Below are 23597 nucleotides of genomic sequence, written 5' to 3' on the forward strand. Positions count from 1 at the left end.
CACCGCCCCGGGTCGGCCGCCCGCAGCCGCGCCGGCGCGGTCATCGGGCACCTTCCAGGCCGTAGCCGTCCAGGCAGGACTGGGCGAGCGCCTCGCAGGCGGGGGCGCCGCCCGCCCAGGTCTGCTGGGTGAGGTAGACGTGCGGGGCGCCGTGGTAGAAGCGCTCGTACTGCTCGTGCCGGCCCGCGAATTCGGAGCCCAGGGCGTCCCAGGCCAGCTTCAGCAGCTTCACCCGCTCCTCGGCCGGGGTGCCGGGCGAGCGGACGTACTTGCGGATCAGCGGGCCCAGCTCGGGGTGCAGCAGGTCCGCTCCGGCCGCCGGGAGCTGGATGAGGCCGCCGCCCGCGAGCAGCTTGATCTCCTGGACGGCCCGCGGGTACAGCTCGCCCGCCATGACGCGCTGGGCGTAGGAGATGTCCTGGCCGGGCGCGACGCCGCCCCGGCCGCCGTCGACCTCCTCGTACGACGCCTCGGCCGCCAGCACGAACGCCTTGGCCTGCGCGACGAAGCCGAGGAGGCGGCCGACGGCCTGGGTGACCTGTGGCAGTTCGTGGGTGTTGTTGGCCCTGGTGATCAGGATCGCGAGGCCGGTGAGGAACTCCAGCTTGGTCCAGAAGCGGGTGGCGGCCTGGTGGGTGAGGTTGAGGAAGGCGGGGGTCTGCCACCACATCCGGCAGGTCGCGTCGACGTCGCGGTAGGTGAGCACCCGCTCCCAGGGCACGAACACGTCGTCGCACACCAGCAGCGCGTCGTTCTCGTCGAAGCGGGAGGAGAGCGGGTTGTCGAACGCGCTGCGCGCCGCGGCCTCGTAGGACGTGCGGGAGACCAGCTTCAGGCCCGGTGTGGCGACCGGGACCGAGAAGCACACCGCGTGGTCGGCGTCCTGCGGGGCGAGCGGTTCGATGGTGCCGACGATGACCTCGTTGCCGAAGACGGCCCCGGTGCCGATCATCTTGGCGCCGCGCACCACGATCCCGCCGTCCTTCTCGGCGACGACCCGCACCACGAGGTCGTCCTCCTCCTGTTCGGACGCGGCCCTGGTGCGGTCGATCTGCGGGTTGGCGATGGTGAAGGCGGGATACAGGTCGCCCTCCGCCAGCCGCCGGTGGCAGTCGAGGGCGGCGGCGGAGCCGTCGTAGGTGCCGGTGGTGAACAGGCCCGGCAGCGCGGCGAACCCGGCTGCGCCGCCCGCCATGTAGTCGGGGGTGCGGCCCAGGAAGCCGAAGCTCGCCTCCGCCCACACCTTGTACGCCTCGCGGCGCGCGACGAGGTCCTCGTACGACCGGGGGATCGCGTAGGCGCGGTGGACGCCGCCCTGGGTGAGGACCGGGGTGTGCCCGGAGTCGTGCGCCAGGTCGTACAGGCGGGCGATGGAGGCGGCGGTGTTGCGGAACGCGGGGTGCGCGGTGACGTCCCCGACCCGCTCCCCGTCGAGCCATATCTCCCGGCCGTCGCGCAGCGACGCCAGATAGTCGTGACCGGACCTCGTCACCTTTTCTCCTCTTGCGGATGCCATTGCCGCAAGCGAGCCTGTCCGTTGGTCCACACCTTCGGCAATGAACGTCCGTCCAATGGTCCTTAAGAACCGGCCAGTCGCCTTCCGGAAACCATTAGGCGGCCTTCGCCGCACCCGCCCGGTACTCACCCGGGGTGACCCCGAACCATTTGCGGAACGCAAGGTGGAAACCGACCGCGCTCTGGTAGCCCACCCGTTGCGGCACGGCCGACTGGGGCAGTGACGTCTCGCCGAGCAGCCGCGCCGCCTCCTGCATGCGCCGCCCCGTCAGGTGCCGCGCGGGGGCCTCCCCGACCAGCGCGCGGAACGCGGCCGTGAACGCCGAGCGGGACATCCCGACCTCCCGGGCGAGCGACTCGATGGTCCACGGCTCGGCGAACCTGGTCGCGATCATCACCAGGGCGCGGCTGACGCCCGGGTGGCGCAGCACGGGCAGGGAGGTGGGGTTCTCGGCGAACTCCCGCAGCAGCGGGCGCAGGGCGAGCACCAGCGCCATCTCGAACGCCCGCAGGGTGATCAGCCGGTCCCCCGGGCCGATGGGCCGGTCGGGGGCGGCGAGCAGCCGCAGGGTGTCGCGCAGCAGGGGCTCGCGGTCGACCTGGGGGCGGTCCAGGACCAGGGCCCAGGGCAGCGCCTTGTACAGACCTGTGGCGGCGCTGGCGTCGTAGTGCAGCCCGGCGCACAGCAGCCGGCTCTCCGGTCCGGTGCCGCCGATGCGGATCTCGCCGGACGTGCCGGGCTCCCGCTCGGGCAGCACGGCCTTGAGCGGTACGCCCTGCCGGTCGGGCCGGTCGGACAGCCGGTGCGCGGTCCCGGTGGGGAAGACCGCGAGGTCGCCGGCGCGCAGTTCCTGGGGCGCCTGTCCCTCGGCGGTGATCCAGCAGCCGCCCTCGACGATGTAGTGCAGGACGGCGCAGCCCTGCTCGGCGTCCCCCTCGATCGCCCAGGGGGCGCTCACGTGCCAGCGGCTGTCGAAGACGCCCGTGAGCCGCAACGGTTGCAACAGCTCACTCAGAAGGTCGTCGTTCCGGTCGGTGTTCCGGGTTTCGGTGCGCACGGTGTCCATGGACGATCCTTCAACCCCCGCCCCGAATTGTTAATTGATCGGCCAAAGCCGTCGCCGCCAGCCTGAGAGGAGCCGTCATGGCAGCGGTCACACCCTATCGAAGGGCCAATCAGGCATATGTCGGAGCGGATGTCGGAGCAGATGTCGCAGCGGAATCAGATGCGGGTCGCGGTCGTCGGCGCGACCGGTTTCCAGGGCGGTGCGGTGGCCCGCCTGCTCAGCTCGCGGGGCCATCGGGTGCGTACGCTCTCCCGGCGTCCCGAGGGCGACCGGCCGCCGCTGCCCGGCGTCTCGTGCGCCACCGGGGACCTCGGTGACGCCGAGTCGGTGCGGCAGCTCTTCGCGGGTGCGACGCACGCGGCGGTGGTGTTGCCGCTGGTGTACGAGGCCGGCCGGGTGCGCGCCTACGCCCGCAACATCGCCGCGGCGGCGGTGGCGGCCGGGGTGCGGCGGCTGGTCTACAACGCCAACACCCGTGTGCCGCGCGCGGCCACCGAGGTGGCCGCGTTCGAGACGCGCCGGATCGCCGAGGAGGTGCTGCGGGAGAGCGGGGTGCCGCTGGTGGTGCTGCGCCCGCCGGTCTACCTGGACAACCTGTTCAGCCCCTGGAACGGCCCGGCCCTGGTGAACGAGGGCATCCTCGCCTACCCGCTGCCCGCCGACGTGCCGACGGCGTGGCTCTCGCACCGGGACCTGGCCGAGGCGGTGTGCGCGGCGCTCACCGCGGAGGGCGCGGAGGGCCGGGCGTACGACATCGGCGGCGAGCGGGCGCTGACGGGTGATGAGCTGGCGGAGGCGTTCGGCCGGGGACTGGGGCGCGCGGTGCGCTACCGGGCGCTGGCGCCGCACCTCTTCGAGCAGGGCCTCGCGCAGGCGGTCGGTCCGGCCGCGGCGGCCGGGGTGGCGGGGGTCTACCACTACATGGCGAGGGGGGCCGAGCCGCTGCTGCTGGCCGGGGACGACGGCGTGTCGGCCGGTGCGTTGACGCTGCGGCCGCGCCCGGTTGACGAGTGGGTTTCGCGGCAGCCGTGGCAGATCTGGGCGAGCGACCCGGAGGAGCAGGACGCCCAGACGCTCACCTGAACGCCACCTGACACACCCGAGCGAGAACCGGTCCCCATTTTCCACTCGAACGGGGCCGGTTCTCGACGTGTCCGGCTACGCCTGAGTAGTTAACAACGCGCCGGATTGCCCACCCGAAGGGTGTGGGTAGGGCTCCTCCGGTACCCGCCCACCCGAGTGAACCCGGACAGGAGCGGTGATGCCTGCGCTCTGCCACTCGTCAACGGAGCAAGTACAAAGAGCGATACCCCGTACGCAACCCTCAGGTGATGCCGTGAACTCGCTGATTGGTCGCATTCCCGTTCTCGATGTACGCCCGCTGGTCGACTGCGGCAGAAGGCCCGCCAAGGCAGTGGTCGGCGAAACCTTCCAGATTACGGCCACGGTGTTCCGTGAAGGCCATGACGCCGTGGCCGCGAACGTCGTGCTCACGGACCCGGCCGGACACCCGGGCCCGTTCACCCCGATGCGGGAGCTGGCGCCCGGCACCGACCGCTGGGGCGCCGAGGTCACCCCAACGGCCGAAGGGCGCTGGACGTACACGGTCGAGGCCTGGAGCGATCCTGTCTCGACCTGGCGGCACACCGCCGGCATCAAGATCCCGGCCGGCATCGACACCGACCTGGTGCTGGCCGAGGGCGCCGCCCTGCACGAGCGGGCCGCCGACGGCGTGCCCAAGGGCGAGGGCCGCGAGGCCGTGCTCGCCGTGGTCGACGCCCTGCGCGACGAGCGGCGCTCCCCCGCCGACCGGCTCGCCGCCGCGCTGGACACCGAGGCGGTCCAGGCGCTGGCCGCGCACCCGCTGCGCGAACTGGTCACTTCCTCGAAGCCGTTGCCGCTGCTGGTGGAGCGGGAGCGGGCCCTGTTCGGCTCGTGGTACGAGATGTTCCCGCGCTCCGAGGGGGCCCGGGTGGAGAACGGCCGCGTGGTCTCCGGGACCTTCCGGACGGCCATGGAACGACTTCCGGCCATCGCCGCCATGGGTTTCGATGTCCTGTATCTGCCGCCCATCCACCCCATCGGCACGACCCACCGCAAGGGCCCCAACAACACCCTCACGGCCGGCCCGGACGACGTCGGCGTCCCGTGGGCGATCGGCTCCGCCGAGGGCGGCCACGACGCCGTCCACCCGGACCTCGGCACCATCGAGGACTTCGACGCCTTCGTCGAACGGGCGCGCGAACTGCGCCTGGAGGTCGCCCTTGACTTCGCGCTCCAGTGCTCGCCGGACCACCCGTGGGTCGCCAAGCGCCCCGCCTGGTTCCACCACCGGGCGGACGGGACCATCGCGTACGCGGAGAACCCGCCGAAGAAGTACCAGGACATCTATCCGATCGCCTTCGACCGGGACATGCGGGGCATCGTCCGCGAGACGGTGCGGGTGCTGCGGTTCTGGATGTCCCACGGCGTGCGCATCTTCCGCGTCGACAACCCGCACACCAAGCCGGTCGTCTTCTGGGAGAAGGTCATCGGCACCATCAACAAGTCCGACCCGGACGTGATCTTCCTGGCGGAGGCGTTCACCCGGCCCGCGATGATGCACACCCTCGGGGCGATCGGCTTCCAGCAGTCGTACACGTACTTCACCTGGCGCAACAGCAAGCACGAGCTGACCGAGTACCTCACCGAGCTGTCCGGCGACGCCGCCGCCTACATGCGGCCGAACTTCTTCGTGAACACCCCGGACATCCTGCACGCCTACCTCCAGCACGGCGGACGCCCCGCCTTCGAGGTGCGCGCGGTGCTCGCCGCGACGATGTCCCCCACGTGGGGCATGTACGCCGGGTACGAGCTGTGCGAGAACACTCCCGTGCGGGAGGGCAGCGAGGAGTACCTGGACTCCGAGAAGTACCAACTGCGCCCGAGGGACTGGGAGTCGGCCGAGCGCGAGGGCCGCACCATCGCCCCGCTGATCACGGCCCTCAACCGGATCAGGCGCCGCAACGCCGCACTGCGGCAGTTGCGCTCGGTGCACTTCCACCACGCCGACGACGACGCCGTCATCGCCTACAGCAAGCGGGCGGGCTCGAACATTGTTCTGACGGTCGTCAACCTCGACCCACGCCACACCCACGAGGCGACGGTGTCGTTGGACATGCCGGAGCTCGGCCTCGACTGGCACGAGACCGTGCCGGTGCGCGATGAGCTCACCGGCGAGACCTATCACTGGGGCAGGACCAACTATGTGCGCCTCGAGCCGGGTGTCACGCCCGCGCACATCCTCGTCCTGCGACCGTCCCCGCCGATCGGAGGGTCACCCACATCATGATCGTCAACGAGCCCGTCCACGACACCTTCGAGGACACGCCGGCAAAGGACCGTGACCCCGACTGGTTCAAACGAGCCGTCTTCTACGAGGTTCTGGTCCGCTCGTTCCAGGACAGCAACGGCGACGGCGTCGGCGACCTCAAGGGAATCACCGCCAAGCTGGACTACCTCCAGTGGCTCGGGGTCGACTGCCTCTGGCTCCCGCCGTTCTTCAAGTCCCCCTTGCGGGACGGCGGTTACGACGTGTCGGACTACACCTCCGTACTGCCCGAATTCGGCGACCTGGCCGACTTCGTCGAGTTCGTCGATGCCGCCCACCAGCGCGGCATGCGAGTGATCATCGACTTCGTGATGAACCACACCAGCGACCAGCACCCGTGGTTCCAGGAATCCCGCAGCGACCCCGACGGCCCCTACGGCGACTACTACGTCTGGGCCGACGACGACAAGCAGTTCCAGGACGCCCGGATCATCTTCATCGACACCGAGACGTCCAACTGGACCTTCGACCCGGTGCGCAAGCAGTACTACTGGCACCGGTTCTTCTCCCACCAGCCCGACCTCAACTACGAGAACCCGGCCGTGCAGCAGGAGATCCTGTCCGCGCTGCGCTTCTGGCTCGACCTGGGCATCGACGGCTTCCGCCTGGATGCCGTGCCGTACCTCTACCAGGAGGAGGGCACCAACTGCGAGAACCTCCCCGCCACCCACGCCTTCCTCAAGCGGGTCCGCAAGGAGATCGACGCCGCCTACCCCGACACCGTGCTGCTCGCCGAGGCCAACCAGTGGCCCGAGGACGTCGTCGACTACTTCGGCGACTACGCGGCCGGCGGCGACGAGTGCCACATGGCGTTCCACTTCCCGGTCATGCCGCGCATCTTCATGGCGGTGCGCCGGGAGTCCCGCTACCCCGTCTCCGAAGTCCTGGCCAAGACGCCGGCGATCCCGGCGAACTGCCAGTGGGGCATCTTCCTGCGCAACCACGACGAGCTGACGCTCGAGATGGTCACGGACGAAGAGCGCGACTACATGTACGCGGAGTACGCCAAGGACCCCCGGATGCGCGCCAACATCGGCATCCGGCGGCGCCTGGCCCCGCTGCTCGACAACGACCGCAACCAGATCGAGCTGTTCACCGCGCTGCTGCTGTCCCTGCCCGGCTCGCCGATCCTCTACTACGGCGACGAGATCGGGATGGGCGACAACATCTGGCTCGGTGACCGCGACGGCGTGCGCACCCCCATGCAGTGGACGCCCGACCGCAACGCGGGCTTCTCCTCCTGCGACCCGGGCCGACTGTACCTGCCGACCATCATGGACCCGGTCTACGGCTACCAGGTCACCAACGTCGAGGCGTCGATGGCGTCCCCGTCGTCACTGCTGCACTGGACGCGGCGGATGATCGAGATCCGCAAGCAGAACCCCGCCTTCGGTCTCGGCTCCTACACGGAGCTCCCGTCGTCCAACCCGGCGGTCCTCGCCTTCCTGCGGGAGTACGGGGACGACCTGGTGATGTGCGTGCACAACTTCTCCCGTTTCCCGCAGCCCACGGAACTGGACCTGCGGCGCTTCAACGGGATGCACCCGGTCGAGCTGATCGGCGGGGTCCGCTTCCCCGCCATCGGCGAATGGCCGTACCTGCTCACCCTCGCGGGTCACGGCTTCTACTGGTTCCGGCTGCGCAGGGACACCGTCAAACCGGCCAAGGGCAAGACGGTCACGGAGGCGACGGTCGCCACGTCCGGCACGGCGCCCCCCGCCGCGTCCCGGGCGGCCAACCCCGGCACGGCGGCCCCCGCCGCGTCCAGGGCGGCCGACGCGGTGGCCGCGCCCGGCGCGGTGACCGTAGCCGCGCCGGCGACGGCCGGCTCCGGGGCGTCCCGGGGCGCGGCGGGCGGGGCCGGCGCACCGGCGGCACCGTCCCGGGCGTCCCGCGCGGCCGACGGGGCGTCAGCACCCGGCTCGCGGCCCACGGCGGCCCGCGAGCCGGGCGGCCCCGGTGACCGAGGGGCGCGTGTGACCGGGAAGGGGTGAGGACATCAGGGCGGGGCGTTTCCGTCGCCCCGCCCTGGGCACTCTCCCCCTCATACGTCGATTCGGGTCTATCTCGACCATCCCCGCCCGACACGTCCCGCACAGCCGGACAGCACTCGCCGCATTCCGGGACACTCTGCACGTTCTGTGCATCTCGTAGTGCCCGGGGAAAGGACGCGCTGCCATGTCGGAGACCGCATCCACCGCCCGGGCCCCGGTCGCCCTGCTCCCCTCCCTGGTACCGCTGCTCCACGAATGGCTGCCCCGGCAGCGCTGGTTCGCCGGCAAGGGGCGCCCCGTCACGGGCTTCACCCTCGTCTCGGCGACCGAACTGCTCCCGCTCGACACCACCGGGCCGGGGCTGCTGCACCTGCTCGTGCGGGTGCAGCAGCCCGGACTCAACACCGCCGCCCAGGGCGACTGCTACCAGGTGCTGCTGGGCGTGCGGGCCGGCCTGCCGCCCCAGCTCGCGCACGCCCTGATCGGCCACGTCCCGGACGGCCCGCTGGCCGGGCGCACGATCTACGAGGGGCTGAGCGACCCACGGCTCGCCACGCTCCTGCTGGAACGGTTGCGCACTCCCGGCCCGATGGGTCCGCTGCGGTTCTCCAGGACCGTCGCCATCCCCGAGGGGCTCACCCCGCGCGTCCTGGACGCCGAGCAGTCCAACTCGTCACTGGTGTACGGCGATGCGTACATCCTGAAGGTCTTCCGCCGGGTCTACCCGGGCGCCAACCCGGACCTGGAGCTGCCGCTCGCGCTCGCCCGCGCCGGCTGCACCCGGGTGCCCGCGCCCGTCGCCTGGTACGAGACCGGCAACGGCCGCCCGGAGGCCAGCACCCTGGGCGTGCTCCAGCCCTATCTGCGCGGCTCCCAGGACGGCTGGCAGCTCGCGCTGGACGCGCTCGGCGCCGGGCGGGGCTTCACCACCGAGGCCCGCGCGCTGGGCCGGGCCACCGCCGAGGTCCACACCGCGCTCGCCGACGCCCTGCCGACGGTCGCCCTGGGACGCCCGCAGACCGAGAACCTGGTCCACGGGATGAGCCGCCGCCTGGACGCCGCCGCGCAGGCGGTGCCCGCGCTGATGCCGTACGTCCCCGGGCTGCGCGCCGCGTTCGAGGCGGTCGCCGAGCTGCGCTCGGGCAGCCGGCTGTGGCGGGCCCAGCGGGTCCACGGCGACCTGCACCTGGGCCAGACGCTCCGCACCCGTGACGGCGACTGGTCGGTGATCGACTTCGAGGGTGAGCCCGCGAAGCCGCTCGCCGAGCGCCGCCGCCCCCAGCCCCCGGTGCGTGACGTGGCCGGCATGCTGCGCTCGTTCGACTACGCGGCCCGCTCCTACCGCCCCTGGAACCCGGACTGGGCGGAGCGGTGCCGGGAGGCGTACTGCACCGGGTACGCCGAGGCATCGGGCACCGACCCGCGCGCCGAGCCCGCGCTGCTGCGCGCCTACGAGACGGACAAGGCCGTGTACGAGGTCGTGTACGAGGCCCGGCACCGCCCCGACTGGCTCCCGGTCCCGATGGCGGCCATCCGCCGCCTGGCCGCGCAGACCACCACTCCGTGATGTGAACGCCCATGAGGAGGCCCTCCCCCGTGACCCCCCGTCGTCCCACCCGAAGCCCCGCCGCCGAACCGGCCGCCAAGAAGGCCCCGGCCACCAGGAAGACCCCCGTGGGGGACGCCACCGCCCTCCCCGCGCCGCCGCCCGGCGCCCCGCCGGCGCCCCGCACGGGCGACGCCGGTGCCGTGCCCGCCGCCCCGCTCGACCCGGCCGACCGCGGCCGGCTGCTCGCGGGTGAGCACCACGACCCGCACGGCCTGCTGGGCGCCCACCCGGTCGAGGGCGGCATCGCCGTCCGGGCCCTGCGGCCGTGCGCGAGGAGCGTGGCCGTGCTCGTGGACGGGGCGCGCACCGAACTGCACGACGACGGGGACGGGCTGTTCTCGACCGTGCTGCCGCTCACCGAGGTACCGGCGTACACCTTCCGGGTGACGTACGACTCCTCGGTCACCGAGGTGGAGGACCCGTACCGCTTCCTGCCCGCGCTCGGGGAGCTGGACCTGCACCTGATCGGCGAGGGCCGGCACGAGGAGCTGTGGAAGGCGCTCGGCGCCCACCCGATGACCCACCAGGGCGTCACCGGCACCCGCTTCACCGTGTGGGCACCCAACGCGCGGGGGGTGCGGCTGGTCGGCGAGTTCAACTACTGGGACGCGGGCACCGGCCTGCCCCTGCGGTCGCTGGGGCGCAGCGGCGTGTGGGAGCTGTTCGTGCCCGGCATGGGCGAGGGCGCGCTCTACAAGTTCGCGGTCACCGGGCCGGACGGTCACTGTTCGCTGCGCGCCGACCCGATGGCCCGCCGCACGCAGTGCCCGCCGGAGACGGCGTCGGTCGTCACGGCCTCGCACTACGAGTGGCAGGACGAGCGGTGGATGGCGCACCGGGGTGACCGGCCGGTGCACGAGGCGCCCTTCTCGGTGTACGAGGTGCACCTGCCCTCGTGGCGGCCCGGGCTCACGTACCGGGAGCTGGCCGAGGAGCTGCCCGCGTACGTCAAGGACCTCGGGTTCACGCACATCGAGCTGATGCCGGTCGCCGAGCACCCCTACAGCCCGTCCTGGGGCTACCAGGTCACCTCGTACTACGCGCCCACGGCCCGCCTCGGCACGCCCGACGACTTCAAGTACTTCGTCGACGCCTGCCACCGCGCCGGGATCGGTGTGCTGGTCGACTGGGTGCCCGCGCACTTCCCCAAGGACGACTGGGCGCTCGCCCGCTTCGACGGCACACCGCTGTACGAGCACCCCGACCCCCGGCGCGCCGAGCACCCCGACTGGGGCACCCTCGAGTTCGACTACGGCCGCACGGAGGTGCGCAACTTCCTCGTCGCCAACGCCGTGTACTGGTGCGAGGAGTTCCACGTCGACGGGCTGCGGGTCGACGCGGTCGCGTCCATGCTGTACCTGGACTACTCGCGCGAGGGCGGCGACTGGGCGCCGAACGAGCACGGCGGCCGGGAGAACTTCGACGCGGTCGCCTTCCTCCAGGAGATGAACGCCACCGTCTACCGCCGCTGCCCGGGTGTGGTGACCATCGCCGAGGAGTCCACGGCCTGGGAGGGCGTCACCCGCCCCACCGACAGCGGCGGGCTCGGCTTCGGCCTGAAGTGGAACATGGGCTGGATGCACGACTCGCTGGTGTACGTCTCCAAGGAACCCGTGCACCGCAAGTACCACCACAACGAGATGACGTTCTCGATGGTGTACGCCTACAGCGAGAACTACGTGCTGCCCATCTCGCACGACGAGGTGGTGCACGGCAAGCAGGCGCTGGTGACCAAGATGCCCGGCGACTGGTGGCAGCGGCGCGCCAACCAGCGTGCGTACCTGGGCTTCATGTGGGCGCACCCGGGCAAGCAACTGCTGTTCATGGGGCAGGAGTTCGCCCAGGGCGCGGAGTGGTCGGAGGCGCACGGCCCGGAGTGGTGGCTGACGGAGGACGACTACCACTCGGCGGGCGACCACCGGTCCATGCGGGACCTGGTGCGGGACCTGAACGCGGTGTACGCGGCGACACCGGCGCTGTGGGAGCGCGACACCGTCCCGGAGGGCTTCCAGTGGTCCCTCGGTGACGCGGCCGAGGACAACGTGTTCGCCTTCCTCCGGTACGACGCCCAGGGGTCGCCCCTGCTGTCGGTGAGCAACTTCTCCCCGGTGGTGCGGCACGAGTACCGGCTGTGGGTGCCGGAGGGGACCGCGGCGTGGGCGGAGGTCCTCAACACCGACGCGGCCGGGTACGGCGGCAGCGACGTGCGCAACCCCGACCCGGTGAAGCCGGAGGCGGGGCACGTCCGGCTGACGCTGCCGCCGCTGGCGACGGTCTGGCTGAAGCCGGCGTGAAACGGTGGGCGGGGAGGCCGGCCGGTCTCCCCGCCCGTCCGTCCCGTCAGCCGGTGACGCGCACGACGCCGAGGCGCTGGGTGGCGCGGGTCAGTGCCACGTACAGGTCGTTGACGCCGTGCGGCCCGCCGGACCGGATGGCGTCCGGGTCGGCGACGATCACGGTGTCGAACTCCAGGCCCTTGGCCTGGCGCGGCTCCAGCAGGACGACCGGCCGGGTGAGGTCGGGGTCCGGGCCGTGCGCGGCGTCCGGCAGTGCGGCGGTCAGCGCCGGGTGGTGCGGCGCCGGGGCGATGACGGCGAGCCGGCCCTCGGCGGGGCGTTCCCGGCGTACGGCGGCGGCGACCTCCCCGGGCAGGTCGTCCGTCACGCGCTCCCAGGGCGGCACGCCGGTGGAGCGCACCGAGCGGGGCGGCCGGAAGTCCGGGTCCTCGGCCCGGCGCACGGCCGCCGCGACCTCCATGATCTCCGCGGGCGTGCGGTAGTTGACGCCGAGGCGCACGTGGTCGAAGCGGTCGCCGACGTACGGGCCGAGGATTTCCCGCCAGGAGCCGCAGCTCGCGGCGTCGCCGGTCTGGGCCGGGTCGCCGACCAGTGTCATCGAGCGGGTGGGGATGCGGCGCATCAGCAGCCGCCAGGCCATCGCGGACAGCTCCTGCGCCTCGTCGACGATGACGTGCCCGAACGCCCAGGTGCGGTCGGCCGCGGCGCGTTCGGCGGCGCTGCGGTGGTCCGCCTCCTCCTGCCGCTCGGCGAACCGTTCGGCGTCGATGATGTCGTGGGCGCCGAGCACCTCCGACTCCACGTCCTCGAACTCGTACGTCCGCGAGGCGTAGGCGACGTCCAGCACGCCCTGCGCGTAGGCGATCCGCTCGCGCCGCTCCCGTTCGGCGGCGGCGCGCTCGGCGGTGTCGTCGTGCCCGAGCAGCTCGGCCGCCTCGTCCAGGAGCGGGACGTCGGCCTCGGTCCACGGACCGCCCTCGCGGCGGACGAACTCGGCCTCGCCGTCGGGGAGGTAGCCGTCCGGCTCGGCGAGGAAGGCGGAGACGAGCGCCTGCGGGGTGAGCACGGGCCACAGCTCGTCGATCGCGGCGTGGACGCGGGAGCTCGCGGCGATCTCCTTGCGCATCTGGGTGATGTCGGAGCGGTCGAGGAGGTTGGGGCCGCCGAAGGGGTCCGCGCCGAGCCGCTCGGCGAGCTGGTCGGTGAGGGCGTCGATGACGCGGAAGGCGAACCGGGGGCGGGCGAGGTTGTGCGGCAGTCCGGTGGAGCGGGCGTCCCAGCGGGCGTCCTCGGCCATGTCGCGGTCGAGCAGGAGCGTGCCGTAGCCGTCGTGGTCGATCTCGAGGGGCGCGTGGGTGGGCGGCACGGTCTGCCGGTCGCGCAGCACCCGGGCGAGGACGTCCGCCATGGTGGCGCGGCCCTTGATCTCGGCGGCCTCGGGGGTCTCGGTGCCGGTGGCGTGGACGCCGGGGAACAGCTCGCCGGGGGTGGCCAGCAGCACCCCGGTCTCGCCGAGCGAGGGCAGGACCTCTCCGATGTAGCCGAGGAAGGCGGGGTTGGGGCCGACGATGAGGACGGCGCGGCGGGCGAGCTGCTCGCGGTGGGCGTAGAGGAGGTACGCGGCGCGGTGCAGGGCGACGGCGGTCTTGCCGGTGCCGGGGCCGCCCTCGACGACGAGGACGCCGTGGTGCGGGGCGCGGATGATGCGGTCCTGCTCGGCCTGGATGGTCCGGACGATGTCGTTCATGCGGCCGGTGCGGGCGGCGCCGAGCGCGGCGAGCAGGACCTCGTCGGCGTCGTGGCCCTCGTGCCCGGTGCGGGTGGTGTCGTTCAGGTCGAGGATCTCGTCGTGCAGGGCCGTGACCTCGCGCCCCTTGGTGCTGATGTGGCGCCGCCGGCGCAGTCCCATCGGTTCGTGGCCGGTGGCGAGGTAGAACGGCCGGGCGACCTCCGCGCGCCAGTCGACGACGAGCGGGGTGCGTTCCTCGTCGTCCTCGCGGATGCCGATGCGCCCGATGTGGTGGTCGCGGCCGTCACGGAATTCCAGCCGCCCGAAGCACAGTCCGTTCTCCCCGGCGTCGAAGGCGGCCAGCAGCCCGGACTGCTCGGCGACCAGCACATCGCGCTCCAGCCGCGCCTGGAACCCGGTTCCGTTGTCCCCGAGGGCGGCCCGGACGGCGGTGCGGGCCTCCTCGCGGAGGTGGTCGAGTCGCGCGTAGAGCTCATGGATGAATTGCTGCTCTTTCCGATATTCCTCGGTTGACAATCCGACTCCTGACGCGATAAAGTGCGTTTATTCAACTTCCGCATGCGGCCTGCCATATCCACATGCGAAACGTCAAATATACGCGAGGAAACACCCCGGTCGTCAATTCCGACCGGGGTGTTCTTTATGCGCCTCGTGGTGCGCCGCGCGCCCCGGGGCGCGGCCGGCGTCCCGCCGGACCGCCTCCGGTCCGCGTCAGGGCAGGAGCGGTTTGCGGGCGACCGGGGAGGAGAGCACCACCGACGTCGTCGTGCGGCCGAGCGCCGACGTCTGCTCCAGGACGTCCTCCAGGTGGACCGTGTCCGTCACCGCCACCTTGAGGATCCAGCAGTCCTCCCCCACCACGTGGTGGGCCTCCAGGACCTCCGGCCGGGCGAGCAGCTCCAGGGTCCTTGGGTGCTTGAAGGTGTAGCCGCCGTGCGGGTTGACCCGGATGAACGCCTGGATGCCGTAGCCGAGCCGGGCGGGGGACACATGGGCGCCGTAGCCCGTGATGGCGCCGCACGACTCCAGGCGGCGGACCCGCTCGGCGACGGCCGCCGGGCTGAGCCGGACGCGGCGGCCCAGCTCGCTCAGCCTGATGCGGCCGTCGGTCTGGACGAGCTCCAGGATCTGCCGGTCGACCGGGTCGAACACGGGCGCCGGTGTTTCGTTGGCGGCGGGACGCGCATACCGTTGTTCTTTCGGTGCGGCGGCTGTTTCTCCCACGGTTCCCCCTTCATGCTGCGGCCCGTCAACGTAACACTTGAGCGCATGCTGCGAATATGCGTGATCGGCGGGAGCCGGTATTTCGGAAAGCGCCTCATCGAGCGCCTGCTGACGTCGGGCCACCGGGTGACCGTCGTCAATCGCGGTTCCTCCGCGCCGCCCGCCGGGGCCTCGCACGTCGTCGCCGACCGGGACGACGAACAGGCCCTGCGGGCGGCCCTGGGCTCCCGGACGTTCGACGTGGTCGTCGACCAGGTCTGCTACACCCCGCGCCAGGCGGACATCGCCCGCCGCGTCCTCGGCCCGCGCACCCGGCGCTACGTCATGACCTCCACGGTGGAGGTGTACGACTCCGAGGACTCGGCGGCTCCCGTCCGGGAGGAGGCCGTCGATGCGCGCACCGTGGCCGTGGACCTGGACGCCGTTCTCCCCTACGGGGAGGGCAAGCGGCAGGCCGAGGCGGTCTTCGCCCAGGACCCTGCCCTGTCGTTCACGGCCGTGCGCGTCGCCCACGTCCTGGGCGGCGCCGACGACTTCACCGGCCGCCTCACGCACTATGCGGACCGGATACGGGAGGGGCGGCCCATCGCCGTACCCACCGTGAACCACCCCGCGACCTATGTGTACGTGGAGGAGATCGCCGACTTCCTGGCGTGGGCGGCCGGGGCGGACTTCACCGGTCCGGTCAACGCCGCGTCGCACGGCCCGCTGACGACGGCGGAGATCTGCGCGCCCCTCGAGGCGCGGCTCGGCCGCCGCGCCGTGTTCCGGGAGGTGGAGTCGGGTGAGGTGTCCCCGTTCTCCTTCCGGCGCGGGTACGCCATGGACAACGCCCGGGCCACGGCGCTCGGCCACTCCTTCCGGCACACCTCCGACTGGCTGGAACGGGCCGTCGGCGAGACGCTCGGGGGGCGGGCATGAGGTACGTCGGGGACATCGCGGTCGGCCCGGTCGGACTCGGCGCCATGCCCCTGTCGATCGAGGGCCGGCCCGACGAGGCGCGTGCCGTGGCGACCGTCCACGCCGCGCTCGACGCGGGCGTCACGCTCATCGACACCGCCGACTCGTACCACGTGCCCGGCGGCGGCGCCCCGGGCGACGGCGAACTGCTCGTCGCCCGCGCCCTCGCGGCGTACGGCCACCGTGACCGGGTGCTGGTCGCCACCAAGGGCGGCCGCGGCCGCACCCCGGACGGCGGCTGGACCGTCAACGGCGACCCGGGCCACCTGCGGCGCGCCGCCGAGGCGTCGGCGAGGAGGCTGGGCGTGGAGGCCATCGGGCTGTACCAGTTGCACAAGCCGGACCCGGCCGTGCCGTACGCCGAGTCGCTGGGCGCGCTGCGGGACCTGCTGGACGCGGGCACCATCCGGACGGCGGGCGTCTCGAACGTGGACGTGGCGCAGATCCGCCTGGCCCGCGCCGTCCTGGGCGACAAGCTGGTCAGCGTCCAGAACCGGTACTCCCCCGCCGTCCGGGACGGCGAGCCGGAGCTGGCGCTCTGCACCGAGCTGGGGCTGGCGTTCCTGCCCTGGAGCCCGCTCGGCGGGATCTCGCGCAGTGCGCTGGACGGGCCGTCGGCGCGGGAGGCCGACCCCCGGTTCGGGGCGTTCCACCGGGTGGCGCGGGAGCGGGGGGTCAGCCCGCAGCGGGTGGCCCTGGCCTGGGCGCTGGCCCGGTCGCCGGTGGTCGTCCCCATCCCGGGGGCGAGCCGCCCGGAGACGGCCCGGGACTCGGCCGGGGCGGCGGAACTGGTGCTGGACGAGCGGGAGCTGGCGCTGCTCGGCCCGTGACGTGCGGCCCCCCGGCGGCACGTCACGGGCCCAGCCGTGCGGGGGCTCAGACGAGCTCGGGTTCGCGGGACTCGGCCGGTGTGTCCGTGCGGGTCTTCCGCCGCCCCGGCAGCAGCACGCCCACCAGCACCGTGCCGACGGCCAGGATCGCCGCGCCGACGAGGCTGGTGTGGGCGACCGCGTCGGAGAACGCCGAGCCGACCGCGTCGGCCATCCGGCGGGCGCCCTCGGCGAGTTCGGCGCCCTGCTGCGGGGTGGTGGCCCGGGCCGCCTGGTCGGCGATGCCGTGGGCGACGGCGTACCCGGCGCCGACGGAGTCCTGGGCGGTGGCGAGGGCCTCGGCGGGCAGGCCGCCGCCCTCGGTGGCGTCGGCGAGGTGCGAGGAGTACGAGGAGGCCAGCACCGAGCCGAGCAGGGCGATGCCGAGCGAGCCGCCGAGCTCCAGCGAGGTGTCGTTGACGGCGCCGCCGACGCCCAGCTCCGCCTCGGGGAAGGCGCCCATGATCGCGTCGGTGCACGGGGAGAGCGCGAGGCCGATGGCCACGCCCAGGATGACGAGCGGGGCGACGAGGTCCCCGTACCCCGAACCGGCGTCGACCCGGGTGAGGAGCGCGAGCGCGACCGTGCCGAAGGCCATGCCCGCCGTGACCGTGACCTTCATGCCGAGGCGCGGCGTGAGGAACCCGGTCAGGGCCGATCCGGCGAAGACCGCGCCGGCCAGCGGCAGCATGCGCACGCCCGTGTCGAGCGGGTCGTACCCGAGCACGAACTGGAGGTGCTGGGTCAGGTAGTAGAAGGCTCCGAAGACGGCGAGGAAGAAGAGGGCGACGGCCAGGTTGGAGCCGGCGAAGCCGCGGTCCAGGAAGCGGCGGACGTCCAGGACCGGGCGCGGGTGGCGCAGCTCCCAGGCGACGAAGGCGACCAGCCCGGCGCCCGCGACGACCGCCGCCCCGACGGCCTTGGCGTCCCAGCCGAAGTGCGGGCCCTGAATGATCATGTAGACCAGCGCGCCGGTCCACACGACGGAGAGCAGTCCGCCGACGTAGTCGATGCGGCCGTGCCGGGCGGCCTTCGACGGGGGTACGAGGGCGAGGGCGCCGACGACCGCGAGCGCGGCGACCGGGACGTTGATCAGGAAGGTCGCCGCCCAGCCGTGGCTCTCCAGCAGGGCGCCCGCGACCAGGGGGCCGGCGGCGATGGCGATGCCGGCGGTGGCGGTCCACAGCACGATGGCCTTGGCGCGCTCGGCGCGCGGGAAGGTCGCGGCGAGCAGGGAGAGCGTGGCGGGCATGATCATGGCCGCGCCGACGCCCATCACCGCACGTGCGGCGATCACGCCGGCCGAGGAGTCGACGAGCGAGCCGGCCACCGAGCCGGCGCCGAAGACGACGAGGCCGAGGACGAGGGCGCCGCGCCGGCTGTACTTGTCGCCGATCGCGCCGAGCAGCAGCATCAGCGCGGCGTACGGGACGGTGTAGCCGTCGATGACCCACTGGAGGTCGGAGCTGGTCAGCCCGAGGTCGCGGGTCATGTCGGGGGCGGCGACGGTGAGGGCGGTGTTCGCCATCACGATGATCAGCAGGCTCAGGCAGAGCACGAGCAGGGCCCACCAGCGCCGTGGGTAGGGCCGTTCCGTCCGCTCGACCGGCTCCTTGATCACGAGACGCATGGCTCGATCCGTCCTTTCCTCTGCCCGTTCTTGCACAGCGATGTGCAATTACACACCGCTGTGCAAGTTACGCCACTGCACAGCCATGTGCAAAATGAGCGGGTGACCTCATCAGGACGAGCGGACGCGAACCGGCGCCGCATCGAGCAGGTGGCCCTGGCCGAGCTGCTGCGGGACCCCGACGCCTCCATGGACCAGATCGCCCGCGCGGCGGGTGTCGTGCGGCGGACCGTGTACGGGCACTTCCCCAGCCGGGAGGCGCTGATCGCCGCGCTCGTGGACAGCGCGGTCGACTCGGTGGCCCACGCGCACGCCAGCGGCCGCGAGGGCGTGGACGACCCGGCCGAGGCGCTGGCCCGGGCCACGCTGGCGGTGTGGCAGATCGCCGACCGCTACCGCCTGCTGGTCGCCCTCGCCCAGCGCAGCGTCACCATGGAGGGCATCCGGGCCCGGCTCACGCCGGTGCGCGAGGCGTGCGCGGCGGTGCTCCAACAGGGGCTGGACGAGGGCGTGTTCACCTCGCCGCTGCCCGCGGCCGCCCTGGCGCACGTCCACGAGCACGTGCTGTTCGGGCTGATGGAGGCGGTGAACGCGGGCGCCTTGGCGGCGGACCGGGCCGGGCGGTCCGCCGCGGTGACGATGCTGATCTCGGCCGGGATGCCGGCCGGACGGGCCGAGGAACTGGTGGAGTCCCTGCCCGGGCCTACCGGCTGAGCCCCGGCAGGGCGTCCTCGGCGACCCTGCCCGCCCGCTCGCGCTGCGGGAAGTCGCCGACCTGCACGCGGGCGACCTCCCTGGCCGTGCGGTAGTCGACCACCGAGACCTCGTCCCGGTTGGAGAGGGTGACGAAGCAGTGGGTGCCGCCGGGCGCGGTCAGGGACCAATAGGGCAGGGCGCCGGGCTCGTAGTGGACGAACCCGTCGGTGGTCAGGCCCGGGCGGGAGACGACGGCCGTGTAGTCGTCGATGGTGCCGGCCACGCACAGCTTGTCGTTGGCGCCATTCATGGCCATGCCGTGGTGGGCGGAGTTCTGCGGGTAGTCGTCGGCCTTCAGGGCCGCGCCCGCCGCGCTGAACGGCATCTCGACCGTCCGTACGGTGCGCCCGGCCTCCAGGTCGTACTCGATGAAGCCGTTGAGGTAGGAGAGCTGGGCGTACATCGTCCGCCCGTCCGGCGTGATCACCGCCGGACGGACGCCCTTGTCGAAGGTGTACGTCCGCAGCACCTTCAGCGTCGCGGCGTCGGCGACGGTGACCCGCTTGGCGCCCTTGAGGGCGTTGAGGGCCTTGGGCAGGGAGGTGACGCCGATGGACATGTTGTAGAGGCGGCTGCCGTCGGCCGAGTACATGTTCTCGTGCGGGTACGTGCCGGTCGGGAACTCCCCGGTGACGCGGCCGGTCGCCGTGTCCAGCGCCTGCGCCTTGGCGGCCGTGATGGCGGAGACGACGAAGGTGCGGCCGTCCGGGGAGAGGGCGGCGTGGTCGGCCTTGAGGCCGTCCAGGTGGGTGCGCCAGAGCTGGCGGCCGGAGGCGATGTCGTACGCGGCGGCGTCGCCGAGGTTGCCGCGCGAGACGTACAGGGTGCGGCCGTCGGCGGAGAGGTGCGCGTCGTCGACGAACTTGTCGCCGCCCGCCTGCTGTCTGACGACCTCGTAGGCGGCGCGGCGGATCGGGTCCATCCCGGCGAGGATCGCGTCGAGGTCGGGGACGACGTCCAGGGAGCCGAGGTTCTCGTACGTACGGGAATCGATGAAGCTGACCGTGCCGTCGGCGCTGTTGCCGACGACGACGACATCGCGCAGCGCGGACCGGGGCTCCTCGGCGGCGGATGCGGTGACCGAGCCCAGGGCCAGGGTGAGGGTGAGCGCGAGCAGTGCGGGAAGACGCGACATGGGGAGTCCCTTCATGCACATGCCAGAAGTGGTCCCTACGATGACACGTTCCCGTTACCGGCGGTACGGCCGGGAAGGCGGGAACCGCGCGGGAGTTCGCCTCCCGCGCGGTTCACCGGTCGGTGCGTACCTCAGACCTTGACCGGCTCCTGCCGCTCGGGAAGGCCGTCCGTATCGTCGGCCGCCGGCGCGTGGTCGTCGATGAGGGTCTTCTCGTCGAACGGCACGCGCCCGGCGAGGACGTCGGCCACCCGCGCCTTGTCGATCTCCTTGGTCCAGGTGCCGACCAGGACGGTCGCGACCGCGTTGCCCGCGAAGTTGGTCAGCGCGCGGGCCTCGCTCATGAAGCGGTCGATGCCGACGATCAGCCCGACGCCGTCGACCAGTTCGGGGCGGTGCGACTGCAGGCCGCCGGCCAGCGTGGCCAGACCGGCGCCCGTGACGCCCGCCGCACCCTTCGAGGCAATGATCATGAAGACCAGGAGCGAGACCTGCTCGCCGACCGACAGCGGGTTGCCCATCGCCTCGGCGACGAAGAGCGAGGCCATCGTCAGGTAGATGGCGGTGCCGTCCAGGTTGAAGGAGTAGCCGGTCGGGACGGTGATGCCGACGACGGGCTTGCTCACGCCCAGGTGCTCCATCTTCGCGATCAGGCGCGGCAGCGCGGACTCGGAGGAGGAGGTGGACAGGATCAGCAGGAACTCCCGGCCCAGGTACTTCAGCAGCGGGAAGATGCCGACCCCCGCCACCAGCCGCAGCAGCGCGCCCAGCACGACGAAGACGAAGAGCGCGCACGTGATGTAGAAGCCGATCATGATGACGGCGAGGGACTTCAGCGCGTCCACACCGGTCTCGCCGACCACGGCCGCGATGGCGCCGAAGGCACCCACCGGCGCGGCCCACATGATCATGGCGAGAATGCGGAAGACCAGGCGCTGGATGTGCCCGATGCCGCGCAGCACCGGCTCGCCGGAGCGGCCCATGGCCTGGAGCGCGAAGCCCGCGAGCAGGGCCACCAGCAGCGTCTGGAGGACCTCGCCCTCGGTGAAGGCGGAGACCAGCGTCTTCGGGATGATGCCCAGGAGGAAGTCGACCGTGCTCTCGCTCGCGCCCGACGCCTTCTCCTGGCCGGCCTCACGGGCCGCGTCGGTCAGGTGCAGGCTCGAGCCGGGGTCCAGCAGGTTGCCGACCACCAGCCCGATGGCGAGGGCGACGGTCGACATGACCATGAAGTAGACCAGCGCCAGTCCGCCGACCGCGCCGACCTTGGCGGCCTTGCGGACCGAGCCGACGCCCAGCACGATCGTGCAGAAGATGATCGGCGAGATCATCATCTTGATCAGGTCCACGAAGCCGGTACCCAGCGGCTTCAGCTCGACGGCCACGCCCGGGGCGGCGAAGCCCACGGCGATGCCGAGCACGACCGCCGCGATGACGGCCAGGTAGAGATAGTGGGTACGGTCCCGTCGTGCGGCCACGGGGTCCTCCTACGGTGAATGGGTCCACGTCCCGGTGGATCCCGGAGACCATCTCTCACCTTGTGACGGCGGTCACCGTTGCGTACCTTTCGTTCACACATTTGTCGGACAGGCAGACTTACCTCATGCGTCTTGCGCACCCCCGCCCCCGCAGCCTCGCGGGCCAGCTCTTCGCGATGCAGGTCGTCCTGGTGGCCGCCGTCGTGGCCGGGTGCGCGATCTTCGCGTACGTCAACGACCGCGGCCAGGCCGAGGAGACCGCGCGCCGGCAGGTGACGGCCACCGCGACGGCGGTCGCCCGCTCCCCCGCGGTCGTCGAGGCGGCCCGCTCCCCCGATCCGACCGCCGCCCTCCAGCCCTACGCCGCCTCCCTGGTCGGCGATCACGGCGTCACCTTCGTGACGATCATGGCCCCGGACGGCACGCGCTGGACGCACCCGGAGCCGGACCGGATCGGCAAGAAGTACCTGGGGCACATCGAGGAGGCGCGGCGCGGCCGGACGTACTCGGAGACGTACCGGGGCACGCTCGGCCGGTCGGTGCGCACGGTGACGCCCGTGCTCGACCGGGGCGAGGTGGTCGCCCTGGTCAGCGCGGGCATCACCGTGGACCGGATCAGCGAGCAGCTCAGCAAGCAGGTCACCGCGCTGCTCGGCATGGCGGGCGCGGCACTGGCGCTCGGCGGCGCCGGTACGTACGTGATCAACGCCCGGCTGCGGCGGCACACCCACGGCATGAACGCCGCCGAGCTGAGCCGGATGCACGACTACCACGAGGCCGCGCTGCACGCGGTGCGCGAGGGCCTGGTGATGCTGGACGGGCAGCGGCGGATCGCCCTCGTCAACGACGGGGCGCGCGAGCTGCTGGGCCTCGGCCCGGACGTGGTGGGCACACCGGTGGCCGAGCTGGGGCTGCCCACCTCGCTCACCGGTGCGCTGCTCGCCGCCGAGCCCCGGGTCGACGAGCTGCACCTGACGGCCGACCGCGTGCTGGTCGTCTCCACCCGGCCGGTGGTCGGCGGGGAGCGGCGCGGAACGGTGGTGACGCTGCGGGACCACACCGAGCTCCAGGCGCTCTCGGGCGAGCTGGACTCGGAGCGCGGATTCACCCAGGCGCTGCGCTCGCAGGCGCACGAGGCGGCGAACCGGCTGCACACGGTGGTCTCGCTGATCGAGCTGGGGCGCGTGGCGGAGGCGGTGCGGTTCGCGACGGCGGAGCTGGAGCTGGCGCAGACGCTCACGGACCGGGTCGTCGACGCGGTCGCCGAGCCCGTGCTGGCGGCGCTGCTGCTGGGCAAGGCGGCCCAGGCGAACGAGCGGGGCGTGGAGCTGGTGCTCACGGAGGACAGCCGCATCGACGACGGTGTCCTGCCGCCCGCGCTCCCGGCGCGCGACCTGGTGACCGTCCTGGGCAACTTGATCGACAACGCCCTGGAGGCCGCCCAGGGCACGCCCCTGTCGCGCGTCACGGTGACGGCGCGGGCGGACGAGGCCGCCGGCGAGCTGCTGTTGCGGGTGGCCGACTCCGGTCCGGGCGTGGTGCCGGAGGACCACGGCGCGGTCTTCGAACGCGGCTGGTCGACGCGCGGCCCGGGGCGCGGGCTGGGGCTCGCGCTGGTGCGCCAGGCCGCCCACCGGGGCCGTGGCACCGTGCACCTCGGCCGGGCCCCCGACGGCGGCGCCGCCTTCTCGGTCCGGCTGCCCCTGAGGGTGCCGGGCGGTGGGCCGGTGCCGGGCGGGTCGGGTGCCGGCGGGGTGCCGGGGGCGGCGGGGGGCGTGGGCGCGGCGGGTACGGGCGCGGTGCCGGGCGGCGCGGCGGGTACGGGCGCGGTGCCGGGCGGGTCGGGTGCCGGCGGGGTGCCGGGGGCGGCGGGGTGCGTGGGCGCGGCGGGTACGGACGCGGTGCCGGGACCGGCGGGGGGCGTGGGCGCTGCGGGTACGGGC

Annotated in this window: 15 protein-coding genes and 1 pseudogene; 9 read left to right on the forward strand and 7 right to left on the reverse strand. The window is 72.7% G+C overall.

Going from position 1 to position 23597, the window contains the following annotated elements:
- Positions 1-40: 40 nt before the first annotated feature.
- Complete coding sequence (locus tag E2B92_RS25705; protein WP_126883525.1) at positions 41-1492, reverse strand: 4-hydroxyphenylacetate 3-hydroxylase family protein; 1452 nt, start codon at positions 1490-1492, stop codon at positions 41-43.
- Positions 1493-1610: 118 nt separating this feature from the next.
- Positions 1611-2582, reverse strand: a complete 972-nt coding sequence (locus E2B92_RS25710) for an AraC family transcriptional regulator (protein ID WP_126883524.1) — start codon at positions 2580-2582, stop codon at positions 1611-1613.
- A gap of 129 nt (positions 2583-2711) precedes the next feature.
- Here E2B92_RS25710 and E2B92_RS25715 point away from each other — a divergent pair, with 129 nt between their 5' ends.
- The 5 genes and pseudogenes from E2B92_RS25715 to glgB all read left to right on the forward strand — a co-directional run bounded on the left by E2B92_RS25715 (position 2712) and on the right by glgB (position 11849).
- On the forward strand, positions 2712-3665 hold the full coding sequence (locus tag E2B92_RS25715; protein WP_235023975.1) for an SDR family oxidoreductase: 954 nt from the start codon (positions 2712-2714) through the stop codon (positions 3663-3665).
- A gap of 262 nt (positions 3666-3927) precedes the next feature.
- On the forward strand, positions 3928-5913 hold the full coding sequence (locus tag E2B92_RS25720) for an alpha-1,4-glucan--maltose-1-phosphate maltosyltransferase (RefSeq protein WP_200836949.1): 1986 nt from the start codon (positions 3928-3930) through the stop codon (positions 5911-5913).
- A pseudogene (gene treS / locus E2B92_RS25725) lies at positions 5910-7601 on the forward strand (maltose alpha-D-glucosyltransferase); the annotation flags it as partial. The gene E2B92_RS25720 and the pseudogene treS, both read left to right, overlap by 4 nt.
- 529 nt (positions 7602-8130) lie before the next feature.
- Complete coding sequence (locus E2B92_RS25730) at positions 8131-9513, forward strand: maltokinase N-terminal cap-like domain-containing protein (RefSeq protein WP_126883522.1); 1383 nt, start codon at positions 8131-8133, stop codon at positions 9511-9513.
- Between the two features lie 11 nt (positions 9514-9524).
- Positions 9525-11849: a 1,4-alpha-glucan branching enzyme gene (gene glgB, locus E2B92_RS25735; RefSeq protein ID WP_133087703.1), complete on the forward strand. Its 2325-nt coding sequence runs from the start codon at positions 9525-9527 to the stop codon at positions 11847-11849.
- Between the two features lie 46 nt (positions 11850-11895).
- Here glgB and E2B92_RS25740 read toward each other — a convergent pair whose 3' ends face one another.
- Together E2B92_RS25740 and E2B92_RS25745 are read right to left on the reverse strand one after the other, a co-directional pair.
- Positions 11896-14118 carry a HelD family protein gene (locus E2B92_RS25740; RefSeq protein WP_126888208.1) on the reverse strand — a complete coding sequence of 741 codons (2223 nt, stop codon included), beginning with the start codon at positions 14116-14118 and terminating at the stop codon, positions 11896-11898.
- Between the two features lie 195 nt (positions 14119-14313).
- Positions 14314-14754 (reverse strand): Lrp/AsnC family transcriptional regulator, encoded by a 441-nt coding sequence (locus E2B92_RS25745; protein WP_126888209.1) that lies wholly within the window; start codon positions 14752-14754, stop codon positions 14314-14316.
- A gap of 117 nt (positions 14755-14871) precedes the next feature.
- Between E2B92_RS25745 and E2B92_RS25750 the strand changes: the two genes are divergently transcribed.
- Both E2B92_RS25750 and E2B92_RS25755 read left to right on the forward strand, forming a co-directional pair.
- Complete coding sequence (locus E2B92_RS25750) at positions 14872-15747, forward strand: NAD-dependent epimerase/dehydratase family protein (protein WP_126888210.1); 876 nt, start codon at positions 14872-14874, stop codon at positions 15745-15747.
- Entirely contained in the window at positions 15744-16616 is an 873-nt protein-coding gene (locus E2B92_RS25755; RefSeq protein WP_126888211.1) for an aldo/keto reductase, read from the forward strand. Before E2B92_RS25750 ends, E2B92_RS25755 begins: the two co-directional genes overlap by 4 nt.
- Before the next feature lie 46 nt (positions 16617-16662).
- On the opposite strand, the gene E2B92_RS25760 is transcribed toward E2B92_RS25755, so the two are convergent.
- Complete coding sequence (locus tag E2B92_RS25760; protein WP_126888212.1) at positions 16663-18285, reverse strand: MFS transporter; 1623 nt, start codon at positions 18283-18285, stop codon at positions 16663-16665.
- A gap of 102 nt (positions 18286-18387) precedes the next feature.
- On the opposite strand from E2B92_RS25760, the gene E2B92_RS25765 reads away from it, so the two are divergent.
- Complete coding sequence (locus tag E2B92_RS25765; RefSeq protein WP_235023976.1) at positions 18388-18999, forward strand: TetR/AcrR family transcriptional regulator; 612 nt, start codon at positions 18388-18390, stop codon at positions 18997-18999.
- Here the strand turns inward: E2B92_RS25765 and E2B92_RS25770 are convergent.
- On the reverse strand, positions 18989-20176 hold the full coding sequence (locus E2B92_RS25770; protein ID WP_126888213.1) for a YncE family protein: 1188 nt from the start codon (positions 20174-20176) through the stop codon (positions 18989-18991). The two genes, E2B92_RS25765 and E2B92_RS25770, sit on opposite strands and share 11 nt — an antisense overlap.
- A gap of 131 nt (positions 20177-20307) precedes the next feature.
- Complete coding sequence (locus E2B92_RS25775; protein WP_126888214.1) at positions 20308-21654, reverse strand: cation:dicarboxylate symporter family transporter; 1347 nt, start codon at positions 21652-21654, stop codon at positions 20308-20310.
- A gap of 125 nt (positions 21655-21779) precedes the next feature.
- Here E2B92_RS25775 and E2B92_RS25780 point away from each other — a divergent pair.
- Positions 21780-23597, forward strand: a 1818-nt coding sequence (locus E2B92_RS25780) for a sensor histidine kinase (RefSeq protein WP_235023977.1), incomplete at its 3' end; no start/stop codon positions are given.

Source organism: Streptomyces sp. WAC05374 (assembly GCF_004353505.1).
Lineage (GTDB): Bacteria > Actinomycetota > Actinomycetes > Streptomycetales > Streptomycetaceae > Streptomyces.

What these genes read in the sequence shown, in the direction of transcription:
- E2B92_RS25730 (WP_126883522.1), top strand. Translation starts at nt 8,131, where the DNA reads ATGTCGGAGACCGCATCCACCGCCCGGGCCCCGGTCGCCCTGCTCCCC.
- E2B92_RS25760 (WP_126888212.1), bottom strand. Translation starts at nt 18,285, where the DNA reads ATGCGTCTCGTGATCAAGGAGCCGGTCGAGCGGACGGAACGGCCCTAC.
- E2B92_RS25755 (WP_126888211.1), top strand. Translation starts at nt 15,744, where the DNA reads ATGAGGTACGTCGGGGACATCGCGGTCGGCCCGGTCGGACTCGGCGCC.
- E2B92_RS25710 (WP_126883524.1), bottom strand. Translation starts at nt 2,582, where the DNA reads ATGGACACCGTGCGCACCGAAACCCGGAACACCGACCGGAACGACGAC.
- E2B92_RS25715 (WP_235023975.1), top strand. Translation starts at nt 2,712, where the DNA reads ATGTCGGAGCAGATGTCGCAGCGGAATCAGATGCGGGTCGCGGTCGTC.
- E2B92_RS25770 (WP_126888213.1), bottom strand. Translation starts at nt 20,176, where the DNA reads ATGTCGCGTCTTCCCGCACTGCTCGCGCTCACCCTCACCCTGGCCCTG.
- E2B92_RS25750 (WP_126888210.1), top strand. Translation starts at nt 14,872, where the DNA reads ATGCTGCGAATATGCGTGATCGGCGGGAGCCGGTATTTCGGAAAGCGC.
- glgB (WP_133087703.1), top strand. Translation starts at nt 9,525, where the DNA reads ATGAGGAGGCCCTCCCCCGTGACCCCCCGTCGTCCCACCCGAAGCCCC.